Genomic DNA, 19,326 nt, shown 5'->3' with positions numbered 1-19,326 from the left:
CGTGCGATAAGGGGCGCGTAGTGTGAACCTGCGCCAGGATGGATGCAACCGACTTATACCCATACAAAATGTGCATTTAAACCCTGAATTTGGCATCCTGTCGTTCTGCCAATCCTCTACCGCACAAGGCGGCCCGATGACACCCCAACGCGTACTGGTTCTTGGAGCCAGCGGCTATATAGGCCAGAACCTGATCCCGCACCTGATCGAACAGGGGCACCAGATTACCGCCGCCGCGCGGCGCATCGAGTGGCTGCAGGAGCAGAACTGGCCGCAGGTCAACTGCCTGTATGTCGATCTGTACCGCCCGGAAACCCTGAGCGCGGCGCTGTGGGAAATCGATACGCTTTACTATCTGGTGCATGCGATGGGCGACGGCGACGACTTTATCGAGAAGGAGCGCCAGGCGGCGGAAAACCTGCGCCACGCGCTGCGCAATGCCAGCGTCAAACAGGTGATCTTCCTCGGCGCGCTGCAGCCGAACGACGACAGCTCACCGCACCTGGCGGCCCGCCGCCTGACCGGCGAGATCTTGCGCCAGAGCGGCGTGCCGGTGACCGAGCTGCGCGCCGGCATCGTCGTCGGCCCCGGCTCTGCGGCGTTCGAAGTGATGCGCGACATGGTCTATAACCTGCCGGTGCTGACGCCGCCGCGCTGGGTGCGCTCGAAGTCGTCGCCGGTGGCGCTGGAGAACCTGCTGGTTTATCTGGCCGATCTGCTGGCGCACCCGGCGCAGGAACACCGCATCTTCGACGTTGCCGGGCCGGAGTACCTCAGCTATCAGGATATGTTCAAACGCTTTATCGCCCTCAGCGGCAAGCGGCGCTGGCTGATCCCGATCCCTTTGCCGACGCGGCTGATTTCGGTGTGGTTCATCAGCCTGATCACCTCGGTGCCGACGCCGATCGCCCGCGCGCTGATCCAGGGGCTGAAGCACGATCTGCCCGCCGACGGCCGGCCGCTGCAGGCCCTGATCCCGCAGCGGCTGCACACCTTTGATCAGGCGGTCGCCACCACGCTGCAGCGCGAACAGGAGGTGGTCGATTCCGCCGACTGGGGCTACGATCCGGCGGCGCGGGCCCGCTGGCGCCCCGGCTACGGTTACTATCCAAAACAGGCCGGTTGTTCGCTGGACACCGCCGCCTCCAGCCAGGCCCTGTGGCAAACGGTGCAGCAGCTGGGGGGCGAAGAAGGCTATTTCTACGCCAATATTCTGTGGCGGATCCGCGCTCGCATGGACGACATGATCGGCAACGGGGTGGTCTACGGCCGCCCGGCGCGCGCGACCCTGGCGCTGGGCGACGAGATCGACGGCTGGAAAGTCATCACGCTGAAGCCGCTGCGGCAACTGGCGCTGCTGTTCGGCATGAAGGCACCGGGGCTGGGGCGGCTGAGCTTCAGCATCACCGATCACGGCGATCGCCGCACGCTGGACGTGCGCGCCTGGTGGCATCCGGCCGGCTTCAGCGGGCTGCTGTATTGGTTCGCCATGATGCCCGCACACCTGTTCATTTTTCGCGGCATGGCGAAGCGCATCGCGACGTTGGCCGAGAACCTGGACCGCCAACAGCGCTGAATGCCGTTCATTTGTCGATCAACCGCACAGTTTGCCGCTGTGCTTCGGGGCTTTCCGATTGCATAGCGCACGAAATCACGGAAGAATGGCATCTTATTTGCTGGGAGCGCCGCAAGCGCCCGCCGGTATTCCGATTTTGGGTGAGAATAGAGTCCGTTATGAAGGTATTGGTCACCGGTGCCACCAGTGGGTTAGGCCGTAACGCCGTTGAATATCTGCGCCGCCAGGGCATCAAAGTGCGCGCCACTGGCCGCAACCAGGCGATGGGCGGCCTGCTGGAAAAAATGGGCGCGGAGTTCATTCATGCCGATCTCACCAACCTGATCTCTTCGCAGGCCAAAGCGATGCTGGCGGACGTCGATGTGCTGTGGCACTGCTCCAGCTTTACCTCGCCCTGGGGCACCGAAGAAGCCTTCGAACTGGCCAACGTCCGCGCTACCCGCCGCCTCGGCGAATGGGCGGCGGCCTATGGCGTGGCGCAGTTCATTCACATCTCTTCCCCGGCGATCTATTTCGACTACCACCATCACCGCAACGTAACCGAAGACTTTCGCCCGCAGCGTTACGCCAACGAGTTCGCGCGCAGCAAGGCCGCCGGCGAGCAGGTGATCCAGCAATTGGCGCTGTCCAATCCGCAGACCCATTTCACCATTTTGCGCCCGCAGGGCCTGTTCGGGCCGCACGACAAGGTGATGCTGCCGCGGTTGCTGCAGATGATCAAACGCTACGGCAACCTGCTGCTGCCGCGCGGCGGCGCGGCGATGGTGGACATGACCTATCTGGAGAACGCGGTGCACGCCATGTGGCTGGCGACGCTAAAAGAAGATACGCCGTCCGGCCGCGCCTACAACATCACCAACCAGCAGCCGCGTCCGCTTCGCACCGTGGTGCAGCAGTTGATCGACGATTTGGGCATGAAGTGCCGCATCCGCTCCGTCCCCTACCCGATGCTAGACATGATGGCGCGCGGCATGGAGCGCCTGGGCAGCAAAAGCGAAAAGGAGCCGGTGCTGACCCATTACGGCGTCGCCAAACTCAACTTCGACCTCACGCTCGATACCACCCGCGCGCAGCAAGAGCTGGGCTATCAGCCGATCGTCTCGCTGGAAGAAGGCATCGCGCGCACCGCCCGCTGGCTGAAAGATCACGGCAAACTGCACGGCCTGTAATCAACGCGCCGCGCCGTACTTCACCAGCAGCGCATCGATAATCGCCTCACTCTCTGCATCCGGCTTACCGCGAACATCGTCGGGCCGGAAATGCATCTGAAATGCCGCCAGCACATTGCGCTGCTGCCACGCATCCCACGACGGGTCGATCGCGTAGCCGTAACGCGCCAGCTTTTCGAGCAGCGGCGCCATCGGTACCGGCGCATGGCGATCGCGCCCCGCCAGCAACCGCTGCACGTCCAGTTCATCCGGCCAGGCGCCGATGCCGGCCTGCGCCAGCTGCCGCCAGGGGAACAGCGGGCCGGGATCCTGTTTGCGCTGCGGCGCGATGTCGCTGTGCCCCACCACGTCCTGCGGCTGAATGCCATAGCGTTGGATGATGTCGCGGCTCAGCGGGATCAGCACGGCGATCTGCTCCGCCGTATAAGGCTGCCAATGGGTGAACAGCATGCTGCGGGTGAACCCCTTGTTGACGATTTCGATGCCGATCGAGGTGTCGTTGAGGTTGCTGCGGCCGCGCCAGGCGCTGGCGCCGGCATGCCAGGCGCGCATCGCTTCCGGCACCAGCCGGTACACCGTCGGTTTGCCGTGTTCGCGCTGCGGATGCGCCGGCAACAGGTAGTGTGCGCTGACGTGTTCATCGGTCAGCGTTTTCAGCGATGAATGAAAGTCTTCCGCCGTATAGTGCATCACCAGAAACCGAATGCGCCGATCGGCGCCCTGCGCCTGATGCAAGGTTTCGAGCTGGTAAGCGCCACGATCGACGAGCGTCTCCTGCTGCGGATTTTGGCATCCCGCCAACAGCGCGGCGGCGATGATCCCTGGCCAAATTTTCACTTATCCTCCTGATTGACGTCCGTGAGATGTAACGCGACGCGATTGACCTGTATCCAATCATCACGTTCGTCGAGAAATGATGACAGACAACGCCGATGTGCAAGCGAGTGTTGCTCCCGACTGGCGGCCTTTCCCGCCCATGATAGTCTCAAAGTATCATCTGCGCCGAAAGAGCGGAGTCGAACATGTTGACGCCACGCTATCTGTCCTGGTTGCTCTGTGCCGCCATGCTGCCGCTCAGCGGCTGCGATCGGCAAAAAGTCGCTGACGCGATGGGGGCAAGCGCACCGTCCCCGGCCGCGCCCATCGCGAGTGCCAGTACGCCGGCCTATACGCCGCTGACTGCCGACCAGCTGTACCAGTTGGTCAGCCCGATGGCGCTGTTCCCCGACAAGCTGCTGGCGCAGGTGTTGGCCGGCGCGGGTTATCCTGACCAAATCAACGCCGCGGATGCCTGGCTGGCGCAAAACCGCGGGTTGCAACCGGCGGCGCTCAGCTCGGCGGCCGACGCTCAGCCCTGGGATCCCAGCGTGCGCGGCCTGGTGCAATTCCCCGACGTGCTCGATCAAATGGCGAAAAACATCCCCTGGACCACCGCCCTGGGCAGCGCCTACCTGAACGATCCCACCGACGTGATGAACGCCATTCAGGTGATGCGTCAACGGGCGGCCAGCCAAGGCACGCTGAAAAACACCCCGCAGCAGCGCATCGTCGTGGCCCCCACCACCCGTTACGTTGAGCAGCAGCCCTATCGCCAGCGCGTGGTAGCGGCGCCGGGCGAAACCATCGTCATCGAACCCAGCCAGCCGGATACGGTTTACGTCCCGCATTACGATCCCTGGGTGGCCTACGGCACGCCGATCCCAGCCTATCCGAGCTATCGGTATCAACCTTCGGGCTACAGCGGCAGCGACATGTTGGCGGCCGGCGTGATCAGCTTCGGTGTCGGCATTGCGGTCGCCTCATTGTTCAATCAGCACAACAGCGGCTGGCACAACTGGGATATGCGCTGGGACGATCGACGCCAACCGGTGGTCTACCGCGATGCGCCCTACGTATCGCATTCCACCACCGTGGTGAATCGCGTCACCAACATCAATCAATATAACAACGTGAACAATGTGAATCGCAGCACCCATACAGTGAATAACTACAACAATACGACCGCCGCACCGACGCCGCATTTCAACCCGCCGACGCCTAACGCGCAGCCGCGCGTCGCGCCTGCGGCCCATGCGCCGATGACCCTGCCAACCTTTGCACACACCCAGCCGGTAGCGGCCGCGCCGCACGTGCAACAGTCGGTCAACGCGCCCCATGTGCAACAACCGAGGAGCATGCCGACGTTCACACATGCCGCGCCGGCAGCGCCCCACGCGCAGCAGCCGATGGCCGTGCATGCTGCGTCGGTACGGACGCCTCCGATGCAGACCGCCGCGCCAGTGCATCAATCCGCCGTGCGGCCACAGGTTCAGGTCGCGCCGCACGCTGCGCCGCCGATAGTTCGTGAACCGGCAGCGCCACAGCATCCGACGATAGAAAGCCCGTTGGCAGTGCCGCAAGCGCGCATCATGCCGCATCCTGCCCCGGCGCCGCAGATCCATCAGCCGCCCGTTCAGCCGATGCCGCATCGCCAAGCGCCGGCGCCGGTGAAACCGCAGGAACACCGCCCGATCGTCGAGCAGCACAAGGTGGGATGAACCTACAGGATGTCGCCCCGGCGGAACGGCCGGGGCGCAGGGAATGGCGTTAGCGGCTGACTTTCACCGCGGTGCCGCTGACGGTCACCATCAGCATGCTGCCGTCTTTACCTACGGTTTCATAATCGATATCAATGCCGACCACCGCGTTGGCGCCCAGCTCTTTTGCCTGATCTTCCAGCTCTTCGAACGCAATCAAGCGCGCCTTGCGCAGCTCTTTCTCATAAGCGCCCGAGCGGCCACCGACGATATCGCGCACGCCGGCGAAGAAATCACGAAAAATGTTGGCGCCGAGGATCGCTTCGCCGGTGACGACGCCGCAGTATTCGGTGATGGTGAACCCTTCCAGGGTCGGGGTAGTTGAAAGCTGCATCAGAACTCCTTGTTTGATTAATTCAACGTATCTATGACCAGAAGATTGGCGTTATGTTCGCTTAATCAATGGCACGCAGTACGAATGCAAGGCCAAAAAACGCATTTATACTGTAAGCTATCGGTCTTCATGGTAGAGACTTTCACATAAGGTAATAAGATGAAAACAAAAACGATTGCGGCTGTTTTACCCTTAGCGCTGTTGCTGAGTGCCTGTACCACGGTGGAACCGGCATACAAGGATATCGGCACCCGCAGCGGCAGCTGTGTGGAAGGCGGCCCGGATACGGTCGCGCAAAAGTTCTATGACCTGCGCATCCAGCAAGGCTCCAGCCTGCCGGACAGCAACCGCCTGGCGCAGCTGCAGCCTTATCTGAGCAAAGTGCTGTATCAGGATCTGGTCAGCGCCGCTCAAAATCCGGGCAAGCATCAGATAACCGGCGATCTGTTCTCCGGCAATGCGCAAGGGCCAAGCAGCGCCTCCGTCGCCAGCGCCTCGACCATTCCTAACACCGATGCGAAAAATATTCCGCTGCGCGTCGACTTAAGCTATCAAAAAGACGCCAACAGCACCGTGAACTGGCAGGACGAAGTGCTGATGGTGCGCGAAGGTACCTGCTGGGTGGTTGATGATATTCGCTACCTGAATGTTCCAGCACATGCCACCAACGGCAGCGTGCGCCAGGTGCTGGAAAACCAGTAACCCGCGATACCCAGGCCGACGCGGGCTTGCCGCGTCGGTCATCCCCGCCGTCAGTCAACAGCTCAAATTTCGTCCAATAGAAAAAATTTCGCTACCGATATCACAGCCTGCGCCACAAATCCCCTCCCTCGGCCTGAGTCGCGGTATCTTGTGCTAATCTTTTACTTTCCCGCCGCACACTCATAAATTTTAACGCACAAAGATTGCATAAGTATTCTGTGGAAGTTAACATTTGCGGCATCAATGTCTATTCAATTCTGGCGCATGAGTATTCAACTTAACGGTATCAATTGCTATTACGGCGCTCACCAGGCGCTGTTTGACATCACGCTGGATTGTCCAGCTGGGGAAACCCTGGTGCTGCTTGGCCCAAGCGGCGCCGGGAAAAGCTCATTGCTGCGGGTGCTAAACCTGCTGGAAATGCCGCGTTCGGGCCAACTGCAGATCGCCGGCAACCAATTCGACTTCAAACAGGCGCCGGGCGAGAAAGCCATTCGCGAACTGCGTCAAAACGTCGGCATGGTTTTCCAGCAATACAACCTGTGGCCTCACCTCACTGTGGTCCAGAACCTGATCGAGGCACCTTGCCGCGTACTGGGTCTGACCAAAGCTCAGGCGATGGAGCGCGCCGACAAGCTGCTCAAGCGTCTGCGCCTGACCGACTTCGCCGATCGCTTCCCGCTGCACCTTTCCGGCGGCCAGCAGCAGCGCGTGGCGATCGCCCGCGCCCTGATGATGGAACCGCAGGTGCTGCTGTTCGATGAACCGACTGCGGCGCTGGATCCGGAAATCACCGCTCAGATCGTTAGCATCATTCGCGAACTGGCCGGCACCGGCATCACGCAGGTGATCGTCACCCACGAAGTGGAAGTGGCGCGCAAGACCGCCAGCCGCGTGGTGTACATGGAAAACGGCCACGTTGTGGAGCAAGGCGACAGCAGCCACTTTGCGCAGCCACAGACCACCGAGTTTGCCAACTACTTATCACACTAACAATTAACTTGCTGTAATTTGGGGATTTTGCGATGAAAAAACTAATAATCGCCGCCGTTCTGGCCGGCATCAGCGTTTCCGCCTCCGCAGCCGAAACCATCCGTTTCGCTACCGAAGCCTCCTATCCTCCATTTGAATTTATTGACGCCAGCAACAAGATTCAGGGTTTTGATGTCGATCTGGCCAACGCACTGTGCAAAGAGATGCAGGCCGAGTGCACCTTCACCAACCAGGCGTTCGACAGCCTGATCCCTAGCCTGAAGTTCAAGCGTTTCGATGCGGTCATGGCCGGCATGGACATTACGCCAGAACGTGAAAAGCAGGTGCTGTTCACTAAGCCGTACTACGATAACTCGGCGCTGTTCATCGCGCAGAAAGGCAAAATCGCCGACGTGGCGGCGCTGAAAGGCAAGAAGGTGGGCGTGCAAAACGGCACCACCCACCAGAAATACCTGACCGACAAGCACCCGGAAATCACCACCGTGCCTTACGACAGCTACCAGAACGCCATTTTAGATCTGAAGAATGGCCGCGTTGATGCGGTGTTCGGCGATACCGCGGTGGTCAACGAGTGGCTGAAGCAGAATGACGCGCTGGCGGCAGTGGGCACCAAAGTGACGGATAAAGACTACTTCGGCACCGGCCTCGGCATCGCGGTGCGCCAGAAGAATACCGATCTGCAGGGCAAGTTCAATGCCGCTCTGGACAAGATTAAGCAGGATGGGACCTATGAAACCATCTACAAAAAATGGTTCCAGCAGTAATACGCCCCGATGAATGAATTACAACCTTTAGCAAGCGCCGCCGGCATGACCGTCGGCCTTGCCGTTTGCGCCCTGATCCTCGGGCTGATTCTGGCGATGCTGTTCGCCGTATGGGAATCGTCCCGCTGGAAAGCGGTCAGCTGGCTCGGCACCGCCTGGGTGACCGTGCTGCGCGGCCTGCCGGAAATCCTGGTGGTGCTGTTTATCTATTTCGGCTCGTCGCAGTTGCTGCTGATGCTCTCCGACGGCTTTACCCTCAACCTCGGTCTGTTCCAGTTGCCGATTCAGTTGGCGATAGACAATTTCGAAGTCAGTCCGTTCCTGTGCGGGGTGATCGCTCTGGCCCTGCTCTATTCCGCCTACGCTTCGCAGACGCTGCGCGGCGCGCTCAAAGCGGTGCCGCAGGGGCAGTGGGAATCCGGCCAGGCGCTGGGACTGGGCAAGGCGGCGATCTTCTTTCGCCTGATCATGCCACAGATGTGGCGCCACGCCCTACCCGGCCTCGGCAACCAGTGGCTGGTGTTGCTGAAAGACACCGCGCTGGTGTCGCTGATCAGCGTGAACGATCTGATGCTGCAAACCAAGAGCATCGCCACCCGCACCCAGGAGCCTTTTACCTGGTATGTGATCGCGGCGGCCATCTACCTGCTGGTGACGCTGTTCAGCCAATACGTCATCAAACGCATTGAGCTGCGCGCCACGCGCTTTGAGCGGGGGCCGGTCTGATGATTGAGTATTTACCGGAAATCCTCAAAGGGCTGCACACCAGCCTAACCCTGACCGTCGCCGCGCTGATCGTCGCGCTGCTGCTGTCGCTGCTGCTGACGGTGATCCTGACGCTGAAAACGCCGATCCTGACGCCGCTGGTCAAGATCTACGTGACGCTGTTCACCGGCACGCCGCTGCTGGTGCAGATCTTCCTGATCTACTATGGCCCCGGCCAGTTCCCGGCGATCCGCGACTACCCGTGGCTGTGGAACCTGCTGTCGCAGCCCTGGCTGTGCGCGATGATTGCGCTGGCGCTGAACAGCGCGGCCTACACCACGCAGCTGTTCTACGGTGCGGTGCGCGCCATTCCCGCCGGGCAGTGGCAGTCGTGCGAAGCGCTGGGCATGTCGCGCCGGCAAACGCTGCGCATCCTGTTGCCGTTCGCCTTCAAACGCGCGCTATCGTCTTATTCCAACGAAGTGGTGCTGGTGTTCAAAAGCACCTCGCTGGCCTACACCATCACGCTGATGGAAGTGATGGGCTACAGCCAGCTGATGTATGGCCGCACCTACGACGTCATGGTGTTCGGCGCCGCGAGCCTGGTGTACCTGTGCGTCAACGGCCTGCTGACGCTGCTGATGCGGCTGGTGGAGCGCCGCGCGCTGGCGTTTGAGCGCCGCAACTGAGACCGCCTCTCCCCATGAGCCCCGCCATCGTGCGGGGCTTTTTTTATCTCTGCGGCAATATTTAATCATTTATATTGCATTTTAATTCACTCAATGGCAGGGTTATCAGCAGGCGCACACGCAAAAAACTCTGGCGATTACCAGTAAAAACAAACGATAGCGAATAATCACTTTCAGGATCCAGACAGGAGCTCTACGCATGAAAAAACTGCTGCTTGCCGCGACGATGTTGGCCGGGATGACCTTTAACGCCACCGCGGCCGAGACCATCCGCTTCGCCGCCTCCGCCACCTACCCGCCGTTCGAATCGCTGGACGCCAACAACCAGATCGTCGGCTTCGATATCGATCTGGCCAACGCGCTGTGCAAACAGATGCAGGCGCAGTGCACCTTCACCAACCAGGCGTTCGACAGCCTGATCGCCGCGCTGAAATTCAAGAAATACGATGCGGTGATTTCCGGTATGGACATCACGCCGGAACGCAGCAAACAGGTCGCTTTCACCCAGCCTTACTACGCCAACTCGGCGATCGTGATCGCGCAAAAAGGCAAGTTCAGCTCGCTGGCGGATCTGAAAGGCAAAAAGCTCGGCATGGAAAACGGCACCACCCACCAGAAATACATGCAGGACAAGCACCCGGAGATTAACACCGTCTCTTACGACAGCTACCAGAACGCCATTCTGGAGCTGAAAAACGGCCGTATCGACGGCGTGTTCGGCGACACCGCCGTGGTGAACGAGTGGCTGAAAACCAACCCGCAGCTGGCGCCGGTCGGCGAGCACATCACCGATGCACAATACTTCGGCACCGGCCTCGGCATCGCGGTGCGCCCCGACAACCAGGCGCTGCTGGCCAAGCTGAACGCCGCGCTGGACGCCATCAAGGCCGACGGCACCTACAAGGCCATCAACGACAAGTGGTTCCCGCAATAAGCAATAAGGCCCGGATAACCGGGCCTTATGTTTTATAAACGCCGCACCAACAGCGTCAGCACTTCGTAGTGCGCGGTATGCGGGAACATGTCGAACAGCTGCACCCGTTCGATGCGGTACCCTGGCAACGTCTCGATATCTTTCGCCATGCTCTCGGCGTTGCAGCTGGAATAGAGAATATAGTCCGGCGCCATCCGGCTCAGGTAGTCGCACAGCGCCTGGCCAATGCCGCGCCGCGGCGGGTTAACCAGCACCAGCTGTGGCACCTGGCCTTCGGCGGTGGCGAAGCGGGTGGAGTCGAGCGCCTGAAAATCTACGTGCAACAACCCTAACCGCTGCGCCGACTGGCGCGCGCAGGCGATCGCTTCCGCGCTGATTTCGATGCCGGTCAGCCGCGTTTGCGGCTGCGCGCAGTGCAGGCCGAAACCGCCGACGCCGCAGAACAGATCCCACATGCTGTCGATACCCAGCGCGCGCACCCAGTCGCGGGCGGTGGCGTACAGATCGGCGGCCACCTGCGGGTTGGTTTGGAAGAAGCTTTGCGGGCGGATGAACAACGGCACCTGATTGAACTGTTCCTCGAGCGCCTGCTGTTCGGTCAGCGCGATCTCGCGCTCCCCTTCCATGATCGCCATGTGCACCGGCTGAATATTGGCGGAGATCACCTTGAGCTGCGGCAGCTGCTGCTGCAGCCACGGCAGCGCAGCGCGCAGCTGCGCCAGCTTGGTTTCCGAGCGCAGCACGAAACGCAGCATCACGCCGCCGTCGAGCGTGCTTTCGGTCAGCAGCAGGTATTTCAACTCGCCGCGTTTGCGCGCCACGTTATACGGCGTCAGGCCGGCGCGGGCGATGAAGCTTTTCAGCACCGCAAACATCGGCGCAAAGCCGGCGGGATACAGCGGGCAGTCGCTCAGATCGACCGGCGTGCCGTCGCGGTGCAGCATGCCGAGCAGCGGGCGCTCCACGCTGCCGCTGACCACCATCTTGGCTTTATTGCGAAATGCGCTCAGCTCCCCCGCCATCGGCTGCAGCCACTGCGCGACGTCGCGCCCGGCCAGCAGCGAGTGCAGGTGATGCTGTTTGTCAGCCAGTTGCTGCGGATAGGGCTTTTCCAGCCACTGACAGGAACGGCAGGTACCCGCCGTATACAAAGCGCAATGCATGAAGATTACCGTGAAGTTCAGGATGACGAATTAAGGGCGCAGAGTTTACCACTCCGCACGCCTAAAATCTCACTTGCGCACGGTGAAGAAGCGGCGGCTGGCGGCAGGAACGAACAGCAACGCCAGGATCACCGCGTCGGGGATCTTTTGCAGGATCAGAACGTGCAGGATTTGGCCGCTGGTTTCCCCCTCCACGGTGAACACCTCGGGGAAGACGCTGCCAATGGTGGCCAACAGCAGGTAAAGCACCACGATGCACTGGCAGACCACATAGCCCCAGCGTCCCCAGTTGCGGCCGCGCATCACCGCAAAGCCACAGCTGATTTGCAGGCACAGCAGCATCAGGCCGGCCAGAAAGATAAAGGTAGAATCCCACGCCTGCGCGCTGGTGTTAACGAACTCCTGTGCGCCGTCGACGCCCAGTTCGCCCAACAACAACACCACGCTGATACACTTGATCGCCACCATGGCGGTGCCCGCCACCATCACCGGCACCGGCGCATCCGAAGTCGATCTCATTCCCTGCCCGCTTTTCAGCATGTCTGACATATCCGTGTTCCGCTACGACGCGCCACCAATACAGATGGCGCATGTAAAGTCAGGTAGTTAGTTGCAATACTTATTGATTGCAAAAATAGCAGGTTTGTTACGATTCAGCTACGGGCCGCCCGCTGCAATTCACGCGATCGCTGTTTTTCCGAGCGCGCCATAAACCACCAGGCGATCAGGCCGAGAATGCCCACCACCAGCAGGATCAGGCTGGCCAGTGCGTTAATTTCCGGATTCACCCCCATACGCACGCTGGAGAACACCAGCATCGGCAGCGTAGTGGCGCCCGGGCCGGAGACGAAGCTGGCAATCACCAGATCGTCCAGCGACAGGGTAAACGCCAGCATCCAGCCAGAGATCAGCGCCGGCGCAATCATCGGCAAGGTGATAACGAAGAACACCTTCAGCGGCGGCGCCCCCAGATCCATTGCCGCCTCTTCAATCGAGCGATCCACCTCGCGCAGACGCGAGCTGATCACCACCGCCACATAAGCGGTACAGAAGGTGACATGCGCCAGCCAGATGGTGAACATGCCGCGCTCCGACGGCCAGCCGAAAGCGTGCCCCATCGCCACGAACAGCAGCAGCAGCGACAGGCCGGTGATCACGTCCGGCATCACCAGCGGCGCAGTCAGCATAAACGCAAAGCCGGTCGAACCGCGAAAGCGGCCGAACCGCACCATCACCACGGCGGCGATGGCGCCCAGCACCACCGCGGCGGTGGCGGAGGCGGCGGCGATGGTCAGGCTGAGCCCCACCGCGCTGATCATCGCCGAGTCGTGAAACAGTTCGGTATACCAGCGCGTGGACCAGCCGGCCCACACCGTCACCAGCTTGGAACTATTAAAGGAGTAGATCACCAACATCAGCATCGGCGCATACAGGAAGGTAAAGCCGACCGTCAGGATGGCGATGCGCCACGGTGAACGCACTACCGGCAAGTTGTTCATTCCTGCCCCCCCATTTCCTTGTTCTGGTGTTTGTGAAACCACAAAATTGGCACGATCAGCAACAGCAGCATGATGGTGGCGACCGCCGAAGCCACCGGCCAGTCGCGGTTATTGAAGAACTCCTGCCACAGCACGCGGCCGATCATGATGCTGTCTGGCCCACCGAGCAGCTCCGGGATCACGAACTCCCCTACCGCCGGAATGAATACCAGCATCGAACCGGCGATGATGCCGCCGCGCGTCAGCGGCACGATTACGCTGAAGAAGGTTTTCAGCGGCCGGGCGCCCAGATCCAGCGACGCCTCCACCAGCGAGTAATCCAGCCGGATCAGTGCCGTGTAGATCGGCAGCACCATAAACGGCAGGTAGGAATAAACGATGCCGATATACACCGCCAGGTTGGTGTGCAGGATCACCAACGGTTGGTCGATCACCCCCAGCCACATCAGAAAGTTATTCAGAATGCCGTTGTTTTTCAGGATCCCCATCCAGGCATAGACGCGGATCAGGAACGAGGTCCAGGAAGGCAGGATCACCAGCAGCAGCAGAATGTTGCGAGTCGACGCCTTGCTGTGGGCCACCGCCCAGGCCAGCGGATAGCCGATGATCAGGCAGCACAGCGTCGAGACCGCCGCCACGCGCAGCGACTGCAGATAGGCGTCGATATACAGCGGATCGTCGGTCAGTTGCAGGTAGTTGGCGAAGTTGAGCGCGATGTTCAGCTTGCCGTCCACCCAGCTCATCAACTCGGTGTAAGGCGGCACCGCCAACGCCAGCTCCGCCAGGCTGATCTTGAACACGATCAGGAACGGCAGCATGAACAGCAGCGTCAGCCATAAATACGGCAATGCGATCACCAGCTTGCGGCCGTGAGCCATCAGCAGGCGGTGGAACAGCGCCTTGAGGGTGCCGGGCGTTTTGGCCGGCGGCTCCGGCGTGCGTTCAGAAAGCAGGGTCATATGGGTTACTCCTCAGCAGCTCCGCTACACCGTCAACACGACACAGCTGTCGGTTTCCCAGCACAGACGCACTTCATCGCCCCAGGTCGGCATCCCCTTGCGGAAACGGTGGCCGTTTTGCAGCTGGGCGCTGATAATCTGCCCGCTGTGCAGCTTCACGTGATAAATGGACAGATCGCCCAGGTAGGCAATGTGCGCCACTTCCCCTACCGCGAAGTTGCAGCCGTCTTCCGGCACCTGTTCGCACAGCAGGATCTTTTCCGGCCGCAGCGCGACCTGGATCGGCACGCCGTCCACCACCGAGGCGTCCGGATCTACTTTGATCGCATGGCGCAATCCGGGGCTTTGCAGGATCAGCGCATCGTCGTGGCGCTCCTGCAATACGCAGTCGAAGACGTTGACCGAACCGATAAATTCGGCGCTGAAGCGGCTATTCGGATGCTCGTAGATCTCTTCCGGCTCGCCGATCTGCACGAACTTGCCACGGTTCATGATGGCGATGCGCCCCGCCATAGTCATCGCCTCTTCCTGATCGTGCGTCACCATCACGCAGGTGACGCCGACGCGCTCGAGAATATCGGTCACTTCCAACTGCATGCGATCGCGCAGCTTCTTGTCCAGCGCGCCCATTGGCTCATCCAGCAGCAGCAGCTTGGGCCGCTTGGCCAGGCTGCGCGCCAGCGCCACCCGCTGCCGCTGGCCGCCGGAAAGCTGGTGCGGTTTGCGTTTGGCGTACTCCTGCATGTGCACCAGCGCCAGCATTTCCGCCACCCGCTCGGCGATTTCTGCCCGCGGCATTTTGTCCTGCTTCAGGCCGAAGGCGATGTTCTGCTCTACCGTCATGTGCGGGAACAGCGCGTAAGACTGAAACATCATGTTGATCGGCCGCTGGTACGGCGGCACGTGCGACATATCCTGCCCGTCGAGCACGATCTGCCCTTCCGTCGGCTGTTCAAAGCCGGCCAACATGCGCAGTAAGGTTGACTTGCCGCAGCCAGACGGCCCAAGCAGCGCAAAGATCTCGCCCTTGTAGATGGTGAGGCTGACGTCTTCGACCGCATTCTGCCCGTCGAAGGTTTTGGTGAGGTTACGGATTTCCAGCAGAGGGGTGAAGACCTTCTGCGACTTGGCTTGAGGACGAGGGATGGCGTCGTTCAATCGGGGTGCTCTCCGGCGTAAAGCGGCACAAAACCACGGCGAGTGCCGTGGCCCAAAACAGCAGTGCAGGCGGGGAGCGCCCGCCTGCCGGTTTACCGACGATCGGGGGTATCCCCCCATCATCACTTCCCGCTTTTAACTTTAGTCCATGCGCGGGTAATGACACGATCCAGCTTCGGCGACTGCACGTTGAGCGTGAACAGCTTGGCGCGCAGATCGGCCGGCGGATAGACGTTCGGGTTCTCGCGCACCTCGGCCTTCACCAGCGGCGTGGAATCTTTCACCGCATTGGCGTAATAGACATAGTTGCTGATGCCCGCCATCACGTCAGGTTTCATCAGGAAGTTCAGGAACTGGTACGCGGCGTCTTTGTTCTTGGCGTCCGCCGGCATGGCGAACATGTCGAAGTAGGTCAGCGCCCCTTCTTTCGGGATCGCATAGGCCACGTTCACGCCGTTCTTCGCCTCTTTGGCGCGGTTGGCCGCCTGCATCACGTCGCCGGACCAGCCGATCGCCACGCAGATATCGCCGTTAGCCAAATCGTTGATGTACTGTGAAGAGTGGAAGTAACGAATGCTCGGCCGCAGCTTCAGCAGCAGATCGTTGGCCGCGCCGGTATAGTCCGCCGCATTGGTGCTGTTGGGATCCTTGCCCAGGTAGTGCAGCACGGTGGCGTAAACCTCACTCGGCGCATCGAGGAAGGAGACACCGCAGCTTTTCAGCTTCTCGAGGTTTTCCGGCTTGAGGATCAGATCCCAGCTGTCGACCGGCGCGTCTTTGCCTAATGCCGCCTTCACCTTGTCGACATTGTAGCCGATGCCGGTGGTCACCATCAGGTATGGGATGCCGTATTTGTTGTCTTTGTCATTATGTGCAACCAGCTTCAGCATCTCGGGATCGAGATTCTTGTAGTTGGGCATTTTGCTCTTGTCGAGCGGCTCGAAGATGCCGGCCTGCGACTGGCGCTCGAGGAAGTTGGATGAAGGAACCACCAGATCATAACCGGTGCTGCCCGCCATCAGTTTGCCTTCCAACACTTCGTTGGAGTCAAAGACGTCGTACACCACTTTGATGCCGGTTTCTTTCTGGAATTTGGCCAGGGTATCCGGCGCGATATAGTCGGACCAGTTATACACGTGCAGCGTTTTCTCTTCGGCTGACGCCGTGACGGACGCGGCCATCAACAGACCGGCAACCACACCCGATAACCACTTTTTACGTTGGGTGACCATCCGTAACTTCCTCCAAAACAGGGTAAATCATAGAATTGAACTTGTATCTGCAGCGATACAAAACCTTTCCTGATTGAGCGCAATCGTTGCAACCGCGAAATGAATGGCTATGCATATGATTGCATGCGCCTTTTTGCACTGCCCTGCTCGCGTGGTTACAAGGGAAATCGCAAGCCCTTTGCAGAATCAGCAGCATAGCCGCTGCCATCGCAACCCGCCAGCCCCCAGGGTAAAAAACGCCATTTATCGATTTTTTATGCAGTTTTTCTCTATGTGATACGCCATTAACGGCACAAAAGACGAGAAAGATCGGGCGGCAAAGGCCAAAGTGCAGAATATTTTATTGCTGAAGGGAATAACGGCAGCATGCCGCCGGAGCGACGGCATGCTTAAGGTACGGCGAGGATCAGTGCAGCATCGGCTGACGCACGGCGCCAGCGGGGATCTCTTCTTCGTCACCCATAAACAGCAGATCGTTCGCCCGCGCCTCGAGGATCACCATCGAGACCTGCTCTTCGCCCTGCTGCATGAAATGAGTGAACTGCTCGTAGGTGATGCCCACCGCCACGCTCAACGACTGGCAGACGATCAGCTTCGGCAGGTTGTCGTCCTGAATGTCGACAAAGGCCTTGATGGTCAGCGAACTGGCGTTGATCTGGCTCAGGTCCGCCACCAGCGGGATCAGCGCGGTCGGCTTCACCTCGGCCAGCGCGGAGAACAGGATGACGTTGTCCACCAGATCTATCTTGGCGTCGAACACGCCGTCGAAGTTCTGCATGTGCGGCAGGTGCAGCGCCTGGCAGGAATCGCACTCAAAGAAAGAAATGCCCGACTGATCCAGCCAGCGCCGCAACAGCGCCAAATCGGGGACAATGAGTGAATCCATAATAACCAGCCTCACAATATTCAAAACGCGAAAAGGCGCATAGCTTACGGAATATTCACCCGATACGCCACGATCAATGCGGCTTAATTCACTAATTAAGATATTGCTCGGCGGGAAAAGCGCAACGCGCGTACCGTCAGCCGCCCGATTTCAGGCGGAACCCCGGCCGGCCGCGCTGCTCGATGTATTCGATCATCATGCCGGCAATGTCCAACCCGGTGGTGGTCTCCACCCCTTCCAGCCCCGGCGACGCGTTGACCTCCATCACCAGCGGGCCGCGCTCGGCGCGCAGGATATCCACCCCGGCGACGTCCAGCCCCAGCGTGTTCGCCGCTTTGACCGCAATCGCCCGCTCCCTGGCGGTGATGGTCACTTTGCGGGCGGTGCCGCCGCGATGCAGGTTGGAGCGAAACTCGCCGGGCTTCGCCTGCCGCTCGATGGCGGCCACCACCCGGCCGCCCACCACCAGGCAGCGCACGTCGCGCCCCTGCGCCTCGCGCACGTATTCCTGCACCAGGATATGGGCATTCAACCCGCGAAAGGCGTCGATCACGCTTTCCGCCGCCTGGCGGGTTTCCGCCAGCACCACCCCGATACCCTGCGTGCCTTCCACCAGCTTGACCACCAGCGGCGCGCCGCCGACCAGCTCGATCAGGTCGCCAGTGTCGTCCGGCGAATGGGCAAAGCCGGTGATCGGCAGATCGATGCCCTGCCGCGCCAGCAGTTGCAGCGAACGCAGCTTATCGCGAGCTCGGGTAATGGCCACGGATTCGTTGAGCGGGTAGCTGCCAAGCAGCTCGAACTGGCGCAGCACCGCGGTGCCGTAAAAGGTGATGGCGGAGCCGATGCGCGGGATCACCGCGTCATAGCGTTCCAGCTGGCGGCCGCGATAGTGAATGGTCGGCGCCGCCGGGTTGATGTTCATATAACAGGAAAGCGGATCGATGATATCGATGCTGTGCCCGCGATCTTCCGCCGCTTCACGCAGCCGCTTGCATGAATAGAGCGTTCCGTCGCGAGAAAGAATGGCAATTTTCACTCGTCACCCCAAAAGCCAACGCCTGCCCGGCAGGCGGGTTAGCGGCCGCGGCACTCAGGCGCGCGGATCGCGGTCCTGATTATCTTTCGATGCATCCGCATCTCGCGGTTTGCGGCGATCGTTTTCCGGCGGCAACCCGCCGCGCATCAGCGGGCCAAAGCCCTGCACCACGCGCCACACCAGAAATGACGCCGCCGGCACCATCAACGCCACGCCGAGGAAAATCATGCCGACCGCCGCCTGCTGCGATGCCAGCCAGCCAGGCAGCTGCAGGTGGCCGTGAATGCTGAGGTAGGCCAGCACCAACATCACGATACCCAGCCCTTCCAACACCAGCACCGGGCGTGGTAAGTCACCGAATGAACGCATATTTTTCTTCTCCAGAAGGTCTGCCCCCAGTGTAGTGAATTCCCGCCGACGGCGACAGCCCCGGCTGACTAATTGGTTACATGAATCAGATTAACAGGTAATTCCTGCTTTTTTTTCATGGCCTCAACGGGCATAGTAGGCGCCATCTGACGCAGGTAATGACTTTTTCGGTGACGGGATGTCGTTGCAATAGCGAACCATTTATTGAAAATCCAATTAAGGAGCGTTGCATGTTTGCAGTAATCTTCGGGCGTCCTGGCTGTCCTTATTGTGTCCGCGCTAAAGAACTGGCGGAAAAACTGACTGAAGAACGCGACGATTTCAACTTCCGTTACGTTGACATCCACGCGGAAGGCATCACCAAGGCCGATCTGGAAAAAACCGTCGGTAAACCGGTTGAAACCGTGCCGCAGATCTTCCTGGATGAGAAGCACATCGGCGGTTGCACCGATTTCGAAGCTTACGCCAAAGAACACCTGAACCTGTTCCAGTAAGTTCTTGATGACTAGTCCTGATATAGGTTGACACTTTTCAGCCTGATAGCGCCCGATGAACCTCATCGGGCGTTTTGTATTTCAG

At 60.2% G+C, this 19,326-nt stretch carries 21 protein-coding genes; 10 read left to right on the top strand and 11 right to left on the bottom strand.

Annotation, left to right across the window (positions count from 1 at the left end):
• Positions 1 to 136: 136 nt before the first annotated feature.
• Positions 137 to 1,576, top strand: coding sequence for a DUF2867 domain-containing protein (locus FOT55_RS07510; RefSeq protein WP_147823313.1), 1,440 nt, complete (start codon positions 137 to 139; stop codon positions 1,574 to 1,576).
• A 158-nt stretch (positions 1,577 to 1,734) separates the two neighbouring features.
• Positions 1,735 to 2,745, top strand: a complete 1,011-nt coding sequence (locus FOT55_RS07505; protein WP_004928393.1) for an NAD-dependent epimerase/dehydratase family protein — start codon at positions 1,735 to 1,737, stop codon at positions 2,743 to 2,745.
• Here FOT55_RS07505 and FOT55_RS07500 read toward each other — a convergent pair whose 3' ends face one another.
• Positions 2,746 to 3,582 (bottom strand): N-acetylmuramoyl-L-alanine amidase, encoded by an 837-nt coding sequence (locus tag FOT55_RS07500; RefSeq protein ID WP_147823312.1) that lies wholly within the window; start codon positions 3,580 to 3,582, stop codon positions 2,746 to 2,748.
• 185 nt (positions 3,583 to 3,767) lie between these two features.
• Here FOT55_RS07500 and FOT55_RS07495 point away from each other — a divergent pair, with 185 nt between their 5' ends.
• Positions 3,768 to 5,282 carry a DUF3300 domain-containing protein gene (locus FOT55_RS07495; protein WP_147823311.1) on the top strand — a complete coding sequence of 505 codons (1,515 nt, stop codon included), beginning with the start codon at positions 3,768 to 3,770 and terminating at the stop codon, positions 5,280 to 5,282.
• A 49-nt stretch (positions 5,283 to 5,331) separates the two neighbouring features.
• On the opposite strand, the gene FOT55_RS07490 is transcribed toward FOT55_RS07495, so the two are convergent.
• Positions 5,332 to 5,655, bottom strand: a complete 324-nt coding sequence (locus FOT55_RS07490; RefSeq protein ID WP_004928400.1) for a heavy metal-binding domain-containing protein — start codon at positions 5,653 to 5,655, stop codon at positions 5,332 to 5,334.
• Positions 5,656 to 5,814: 159 nt separating this feature from the next.
• Here FOT55_RS07490 and FOT55_RS07485 point away from each other — a divergent pair, with 159 nt between their 5' ends.
• From FOT55_RS07485 to artJ (FOT55_RS07460), 6 genes are all read left to right on the top strand, one after another.
• Complete coding sequence (locus tag FOT55_RS07485; protein ID WP_049205965.1) at positions 5,815 to 6,357, top strand: lipoprotein; 543 nt, start codon at positions 5,815 to 5,817, stop codon at positions 6,355 to 6,357.
• 264 nt (positions 6,358 to 6,621) lie between these two features.
• Entirely contained in the window at positions 6,622 to 7,350 is a 729-nt protein-coding gene (artP, locus tag FOT55_RS07480) for an arginine ABC transporter ATP-binding protein ArtP (RefSeq protein WP_142590589.1), read from the top strand.
• 32 nt (positions 7,351 to 7,382) lie between these two features.
• Positions 7,383 to 8,114: an arginine ABC transporter substrate-binding protein gene (gene artJ / locus FOT55_RS07475; RefSeq protein WP_049295325.1), complete on the top strand. Its 732-nt coding sequence runs from the start codon at positions 7,383 to 7,385 to the stop codon at positions 8,112 to 8,114.
• Positions 8,115 to 8,123: 9 nt separating this feature from the next.
• Entirely contained in the window at positions 8,124 to 8,840 is a 717-nt protein-coding gene (gene artQ / locus FOT55_RS07470) for an arginine ABC transporter permease ArtQ (RefSeq protein WP_025159684.1), read from the top strand.
• Complete coding sequence (gene artM, locus FOT55_RS07465) at positions 8,840 to 9,508, top strand: arginine ABC transporter permease ArtM (protein WP_147823310.1); 669 nt, start codon at positions 8,840 to 8,842, stop codon at positions 9,506 to 9,508. The genes artQ and artM overlap by 1 nt, the downstream gene beginning before the upstream one ends.
• Before the next feature lie 199 nt (positions 9,509 to 9,707).
• Positions 9,708 to 10,442, top strand: coding sequence for an arginine ABC transporter substrate-binding protein (gene artJ / locus FOT55_RS07460; RefSeq protein ID WP_015377297.1), 735 nt, complete (start codon positions 9,708 to 9,710; stop codon positions 10,440 to 10,442).
• A 32-nt stretch (positions 10,443 to 10,474) separates the two neighbouring features.
• On the opposite strand, the gene rlmC is transcribed toward artJ (FOT55_RS07460), so the two are convergent.
• From rlmC to FOT55_RS07415, 9 genes are all read right to left on the bottom strand, one after another.
• Positions 10,475 to 11,605, bottom strand: coding sequence for a 23S rRNA (uracil(747)-C(5))-methyltransferase RlmC (gene rlmC, locus FOT55_RS07455; protein WP_049207976.1), 1,131 nt, complete (start codon positions 11,603 to 11,605; stop codon positions 10,475 to 10,477).
• A gap of 69 nt (positions 11,606 to 11,674) precedes the next feature.
• A complete protein-coding gene (locus FOT55_RS07450) occupies positions 11,675 to 12,154 on the bottom strand; it encodes a YbjO family protein (protein WP_049205956.1) in 480 nt (159 codons plus the stop codon).
• Between the two features lie 104 nt (positions 12,155 to 12,258).
• Positions 12,259 to 13,104 (bottom strand): putrescine ABC transporter permease PotI, encoded by an 846-nt coding sequence (gene potI / locus FOT55_RS07445; RefSeq protein WP_025302238.1) that lies wholly within the window; start codon positions 13,102 to 13,104, stop codon positions 12,259 to 12,261.
• Entirely contained in the window at positions 13,101 to 14,063 is a 963-nt protein-coding gene (gene potH / locus FOT55_RS07440; protein ID WP_038629107.1) for a putrescine ABC transporter permease PotH, read from the bottom strand. The genes potI and potH overlap by 4 nt, the downstream gene beginning before the upstream one ends.
• A 24-nt stretch (positions 14,064 to 14,087) precedes the next feature.
• Positions 14,088 to 15,221, bottom strand: a complete 1,134-nt coding sequence (potG, locus tag FOT55_RS07435) for a putrescine ABC transporter ATP-binding subunit PotG (protein ID WP_043137773.1) — start codon at positions 15,219 to 15,221, stop codon at positions 14,088 to 14,090.
• A 122-nt stretch (positions 15,222 to 15,343) separates the two neighbouring features.
• Positions 15,344 to 16,453, bottom strand: coding sequence for a spermidine/putrescine ABC transporter substrate-binding protein PotF (gene potF / locus FOT55_RS07430; RefSeq protein WP_043137777.1), 1,110 nt, complete (start codon positions 16,451 to 16,453; stop codon positions 15,344 to 15,346).
• Between the two features lie 406 nt (positions 16,454 to 16,859).
• Positions 16,860 to 17,339, bottom strand: a complete 480-nt coding sequence (locus tag FOT55_RS07425) for a type III secretion system chaperone family protein (protein WP_004938666.1) — start codon at positions 17,337 to 17,339, stop codon at positions 16,860 to 16,862.
• 136 nt (positions 17,340 to 17,475) lie between these two features.
• Entirely contained in the window at positions 17,476 to 18,378 is a 903-nt protein-coding gene (gene rimK / locus FOT55_RS07420; protein ID WP_025302234.1) for a 30S ribosomal protein S6--L-glutamate ligase, read from the bottom strand.
• Between the two features lie 54 nt (positions 18,379 to 18,432).
• Positions 18,433 to 18,747: a YbjC family protein gene (locus FOT55_RS07415; RefSeq protein ID WP_147823309.1), complete on the bottom strand. Its 315-nt coding sequence runs from the start codon at positions 18,745 to 18,747 to the stop codon at positions 18,433 to 18,435.
• Positions 18,748 to 18,977: 230 nt separating this feature from the next.
• On the opposite strand from FOT55_RS07415, the gene FOT55_RS07410 reads away from it, so the two are divergent.
• The gene (locus tag FOT55_RS07410; protein ID WP_004938676.1) at positions 18,978 to 19,241 is read left to right on the top strand and encodes a GrxA family glutaredoxin; all 264 of its coding nucleotides are present in this window, start codon (positions 18,978 to 18,980) and stop codon (positions 19,239 to 19,241) included.
• Positions 19,242 to 19,326 lie beyond the last annotated feature (85 nt).

The organism is Serratia bockelmannii (genome assembly GCF_008011855.1).
Classification (GTDB): Bacteria; Pseudomonadota; Gammaproteobacteria; order Enterobacterales; family Enterobacteriaceae; genus Serratia; species Serratia bockelmannii.
This window is presented reverse-complemented; position numbering and strand designations above follow the sequence as displayed.

Bases quoted from the DNA above. Each gene is read 5' to 3' on its own strand.
- FOT55_RS07510 (WP_147823313.1), top strand. From the start codon at position 137: ATGACACCCCAACGCGTACTGGTTCTTGGAGCCAGCGGCTATATAGGC.
- FOT55_RS07505 (WP_004928393.1), top strand. From the start codon at position 1,735: ATGAAGGTATTGGTCACCGGTGCCACCAGTGGGTTAGGCCGTAACGCC.
- FOT55_RS07495 (WP_147823311.1), top strand. From the start codon at position 3,768: ATGTTGACGCCACGCTATCTGTCCTGGTTGCTCTGTGCCGCCATGCTG.
- FOT55_RS07490 (WP_004928400.1), bottom strand. From the start codon at position 5,655: ATGCAGCTTTCAACTACCCCGACCCTGGAAGGGTTCACCATCACCGAA.
- FOT55_RS07485 (WP_049205965.1), top strand. From the start codon at position 5,815: ATGAAAACAAAAACGATTGCGGCTGTTTTACCCTTAGCGCTGTTGCTG.
- artP (WP_142590589.1), top strand. From the start codon at position 6,622: ATGAGTATTCAACTTAACGGTATCAATTGCTATTACGGCGCTCACCAG.
- artJ (WP_049295325.1), top strand. From the start codon at position 7,383: ATGAAAAAACTAATAATCGCCGCCGTTCTGGCCGGCATCAGCGTTTCC.
- artQ (WP_025159684.1), top strand. From the start codon at position 8,124: ATGAATGAATTACAACCTTTAGCAAGCGCCGCCGGCATGACCGTCGGC.
- artM (WP_147823310.1), top strand. From the start codon at position 8,840: ATGATTGAGTATTTACCGGAAATCCTCAAAGGGCTGCACACCAGCCTA.
- artJ (WP_015377297.1), top strand. From the start codon at position 9,708: ATGAAAAAACTGCTGCTTGCCGCGACGATGTTGGCCGGGATGACCTTT.
- rlmC (WP_049207976.1), bottom strand. From the start codon at position 11,605: ATGCATTGCGCTTTGTATACGGCGGGTACCTGCCGTTCCTGTCAGTGG.
- FOT55_RS07450 (WP_049205956.1), bottom strand. From the start codon at position 12,154: ATGTCAGACATGCTGAAAAGCGGGCAGGGAATGAGATCGACTTCGGAT.
- potI (WP_025302238.1), bottom strand. From the start codon at position 13,104: ATGAACAACTTGCCGGTAGTGCGTTCACCGTGGCGCATCGCCATCCTG.
- potH (WP_038629107.1), bottom strand. From the start codon at position 14,063: ATGACCCTGCTTTCTGAACGCACGCCGGAGCCGCCGGCCAAAACGCCC.
- potF (WP_043137777.1), bottom strand. From the start codon at position 16,453: ATGGTCACCCAACGTAAAAAGTGGTTATCGGGTGTGGTTGCCGGTCTG.
- FOT55_RS07425 (WP_004938666.1), bottom strand. From the start codon at position 17,339: ATGGATTCACTCATTGTCCCCGATTTGGCGCTGTTGCGGCGCTGGCTG.
- FOT55_RS07415 (WP_147823309.1), bottom strand. From the start codon at position 18,747: ATGCGTTCATTCGGTGACTTACCACGCCCGGTGCTGGTGTTGGAAGGG.
- FOT55_RS07410 (WP_004938676.1), top strand. From the start codon at position 18,978: ATGTTTGCAGTAATCTTCGGGCGTCCTGGCTGTCCTTATTGTGTCCGC.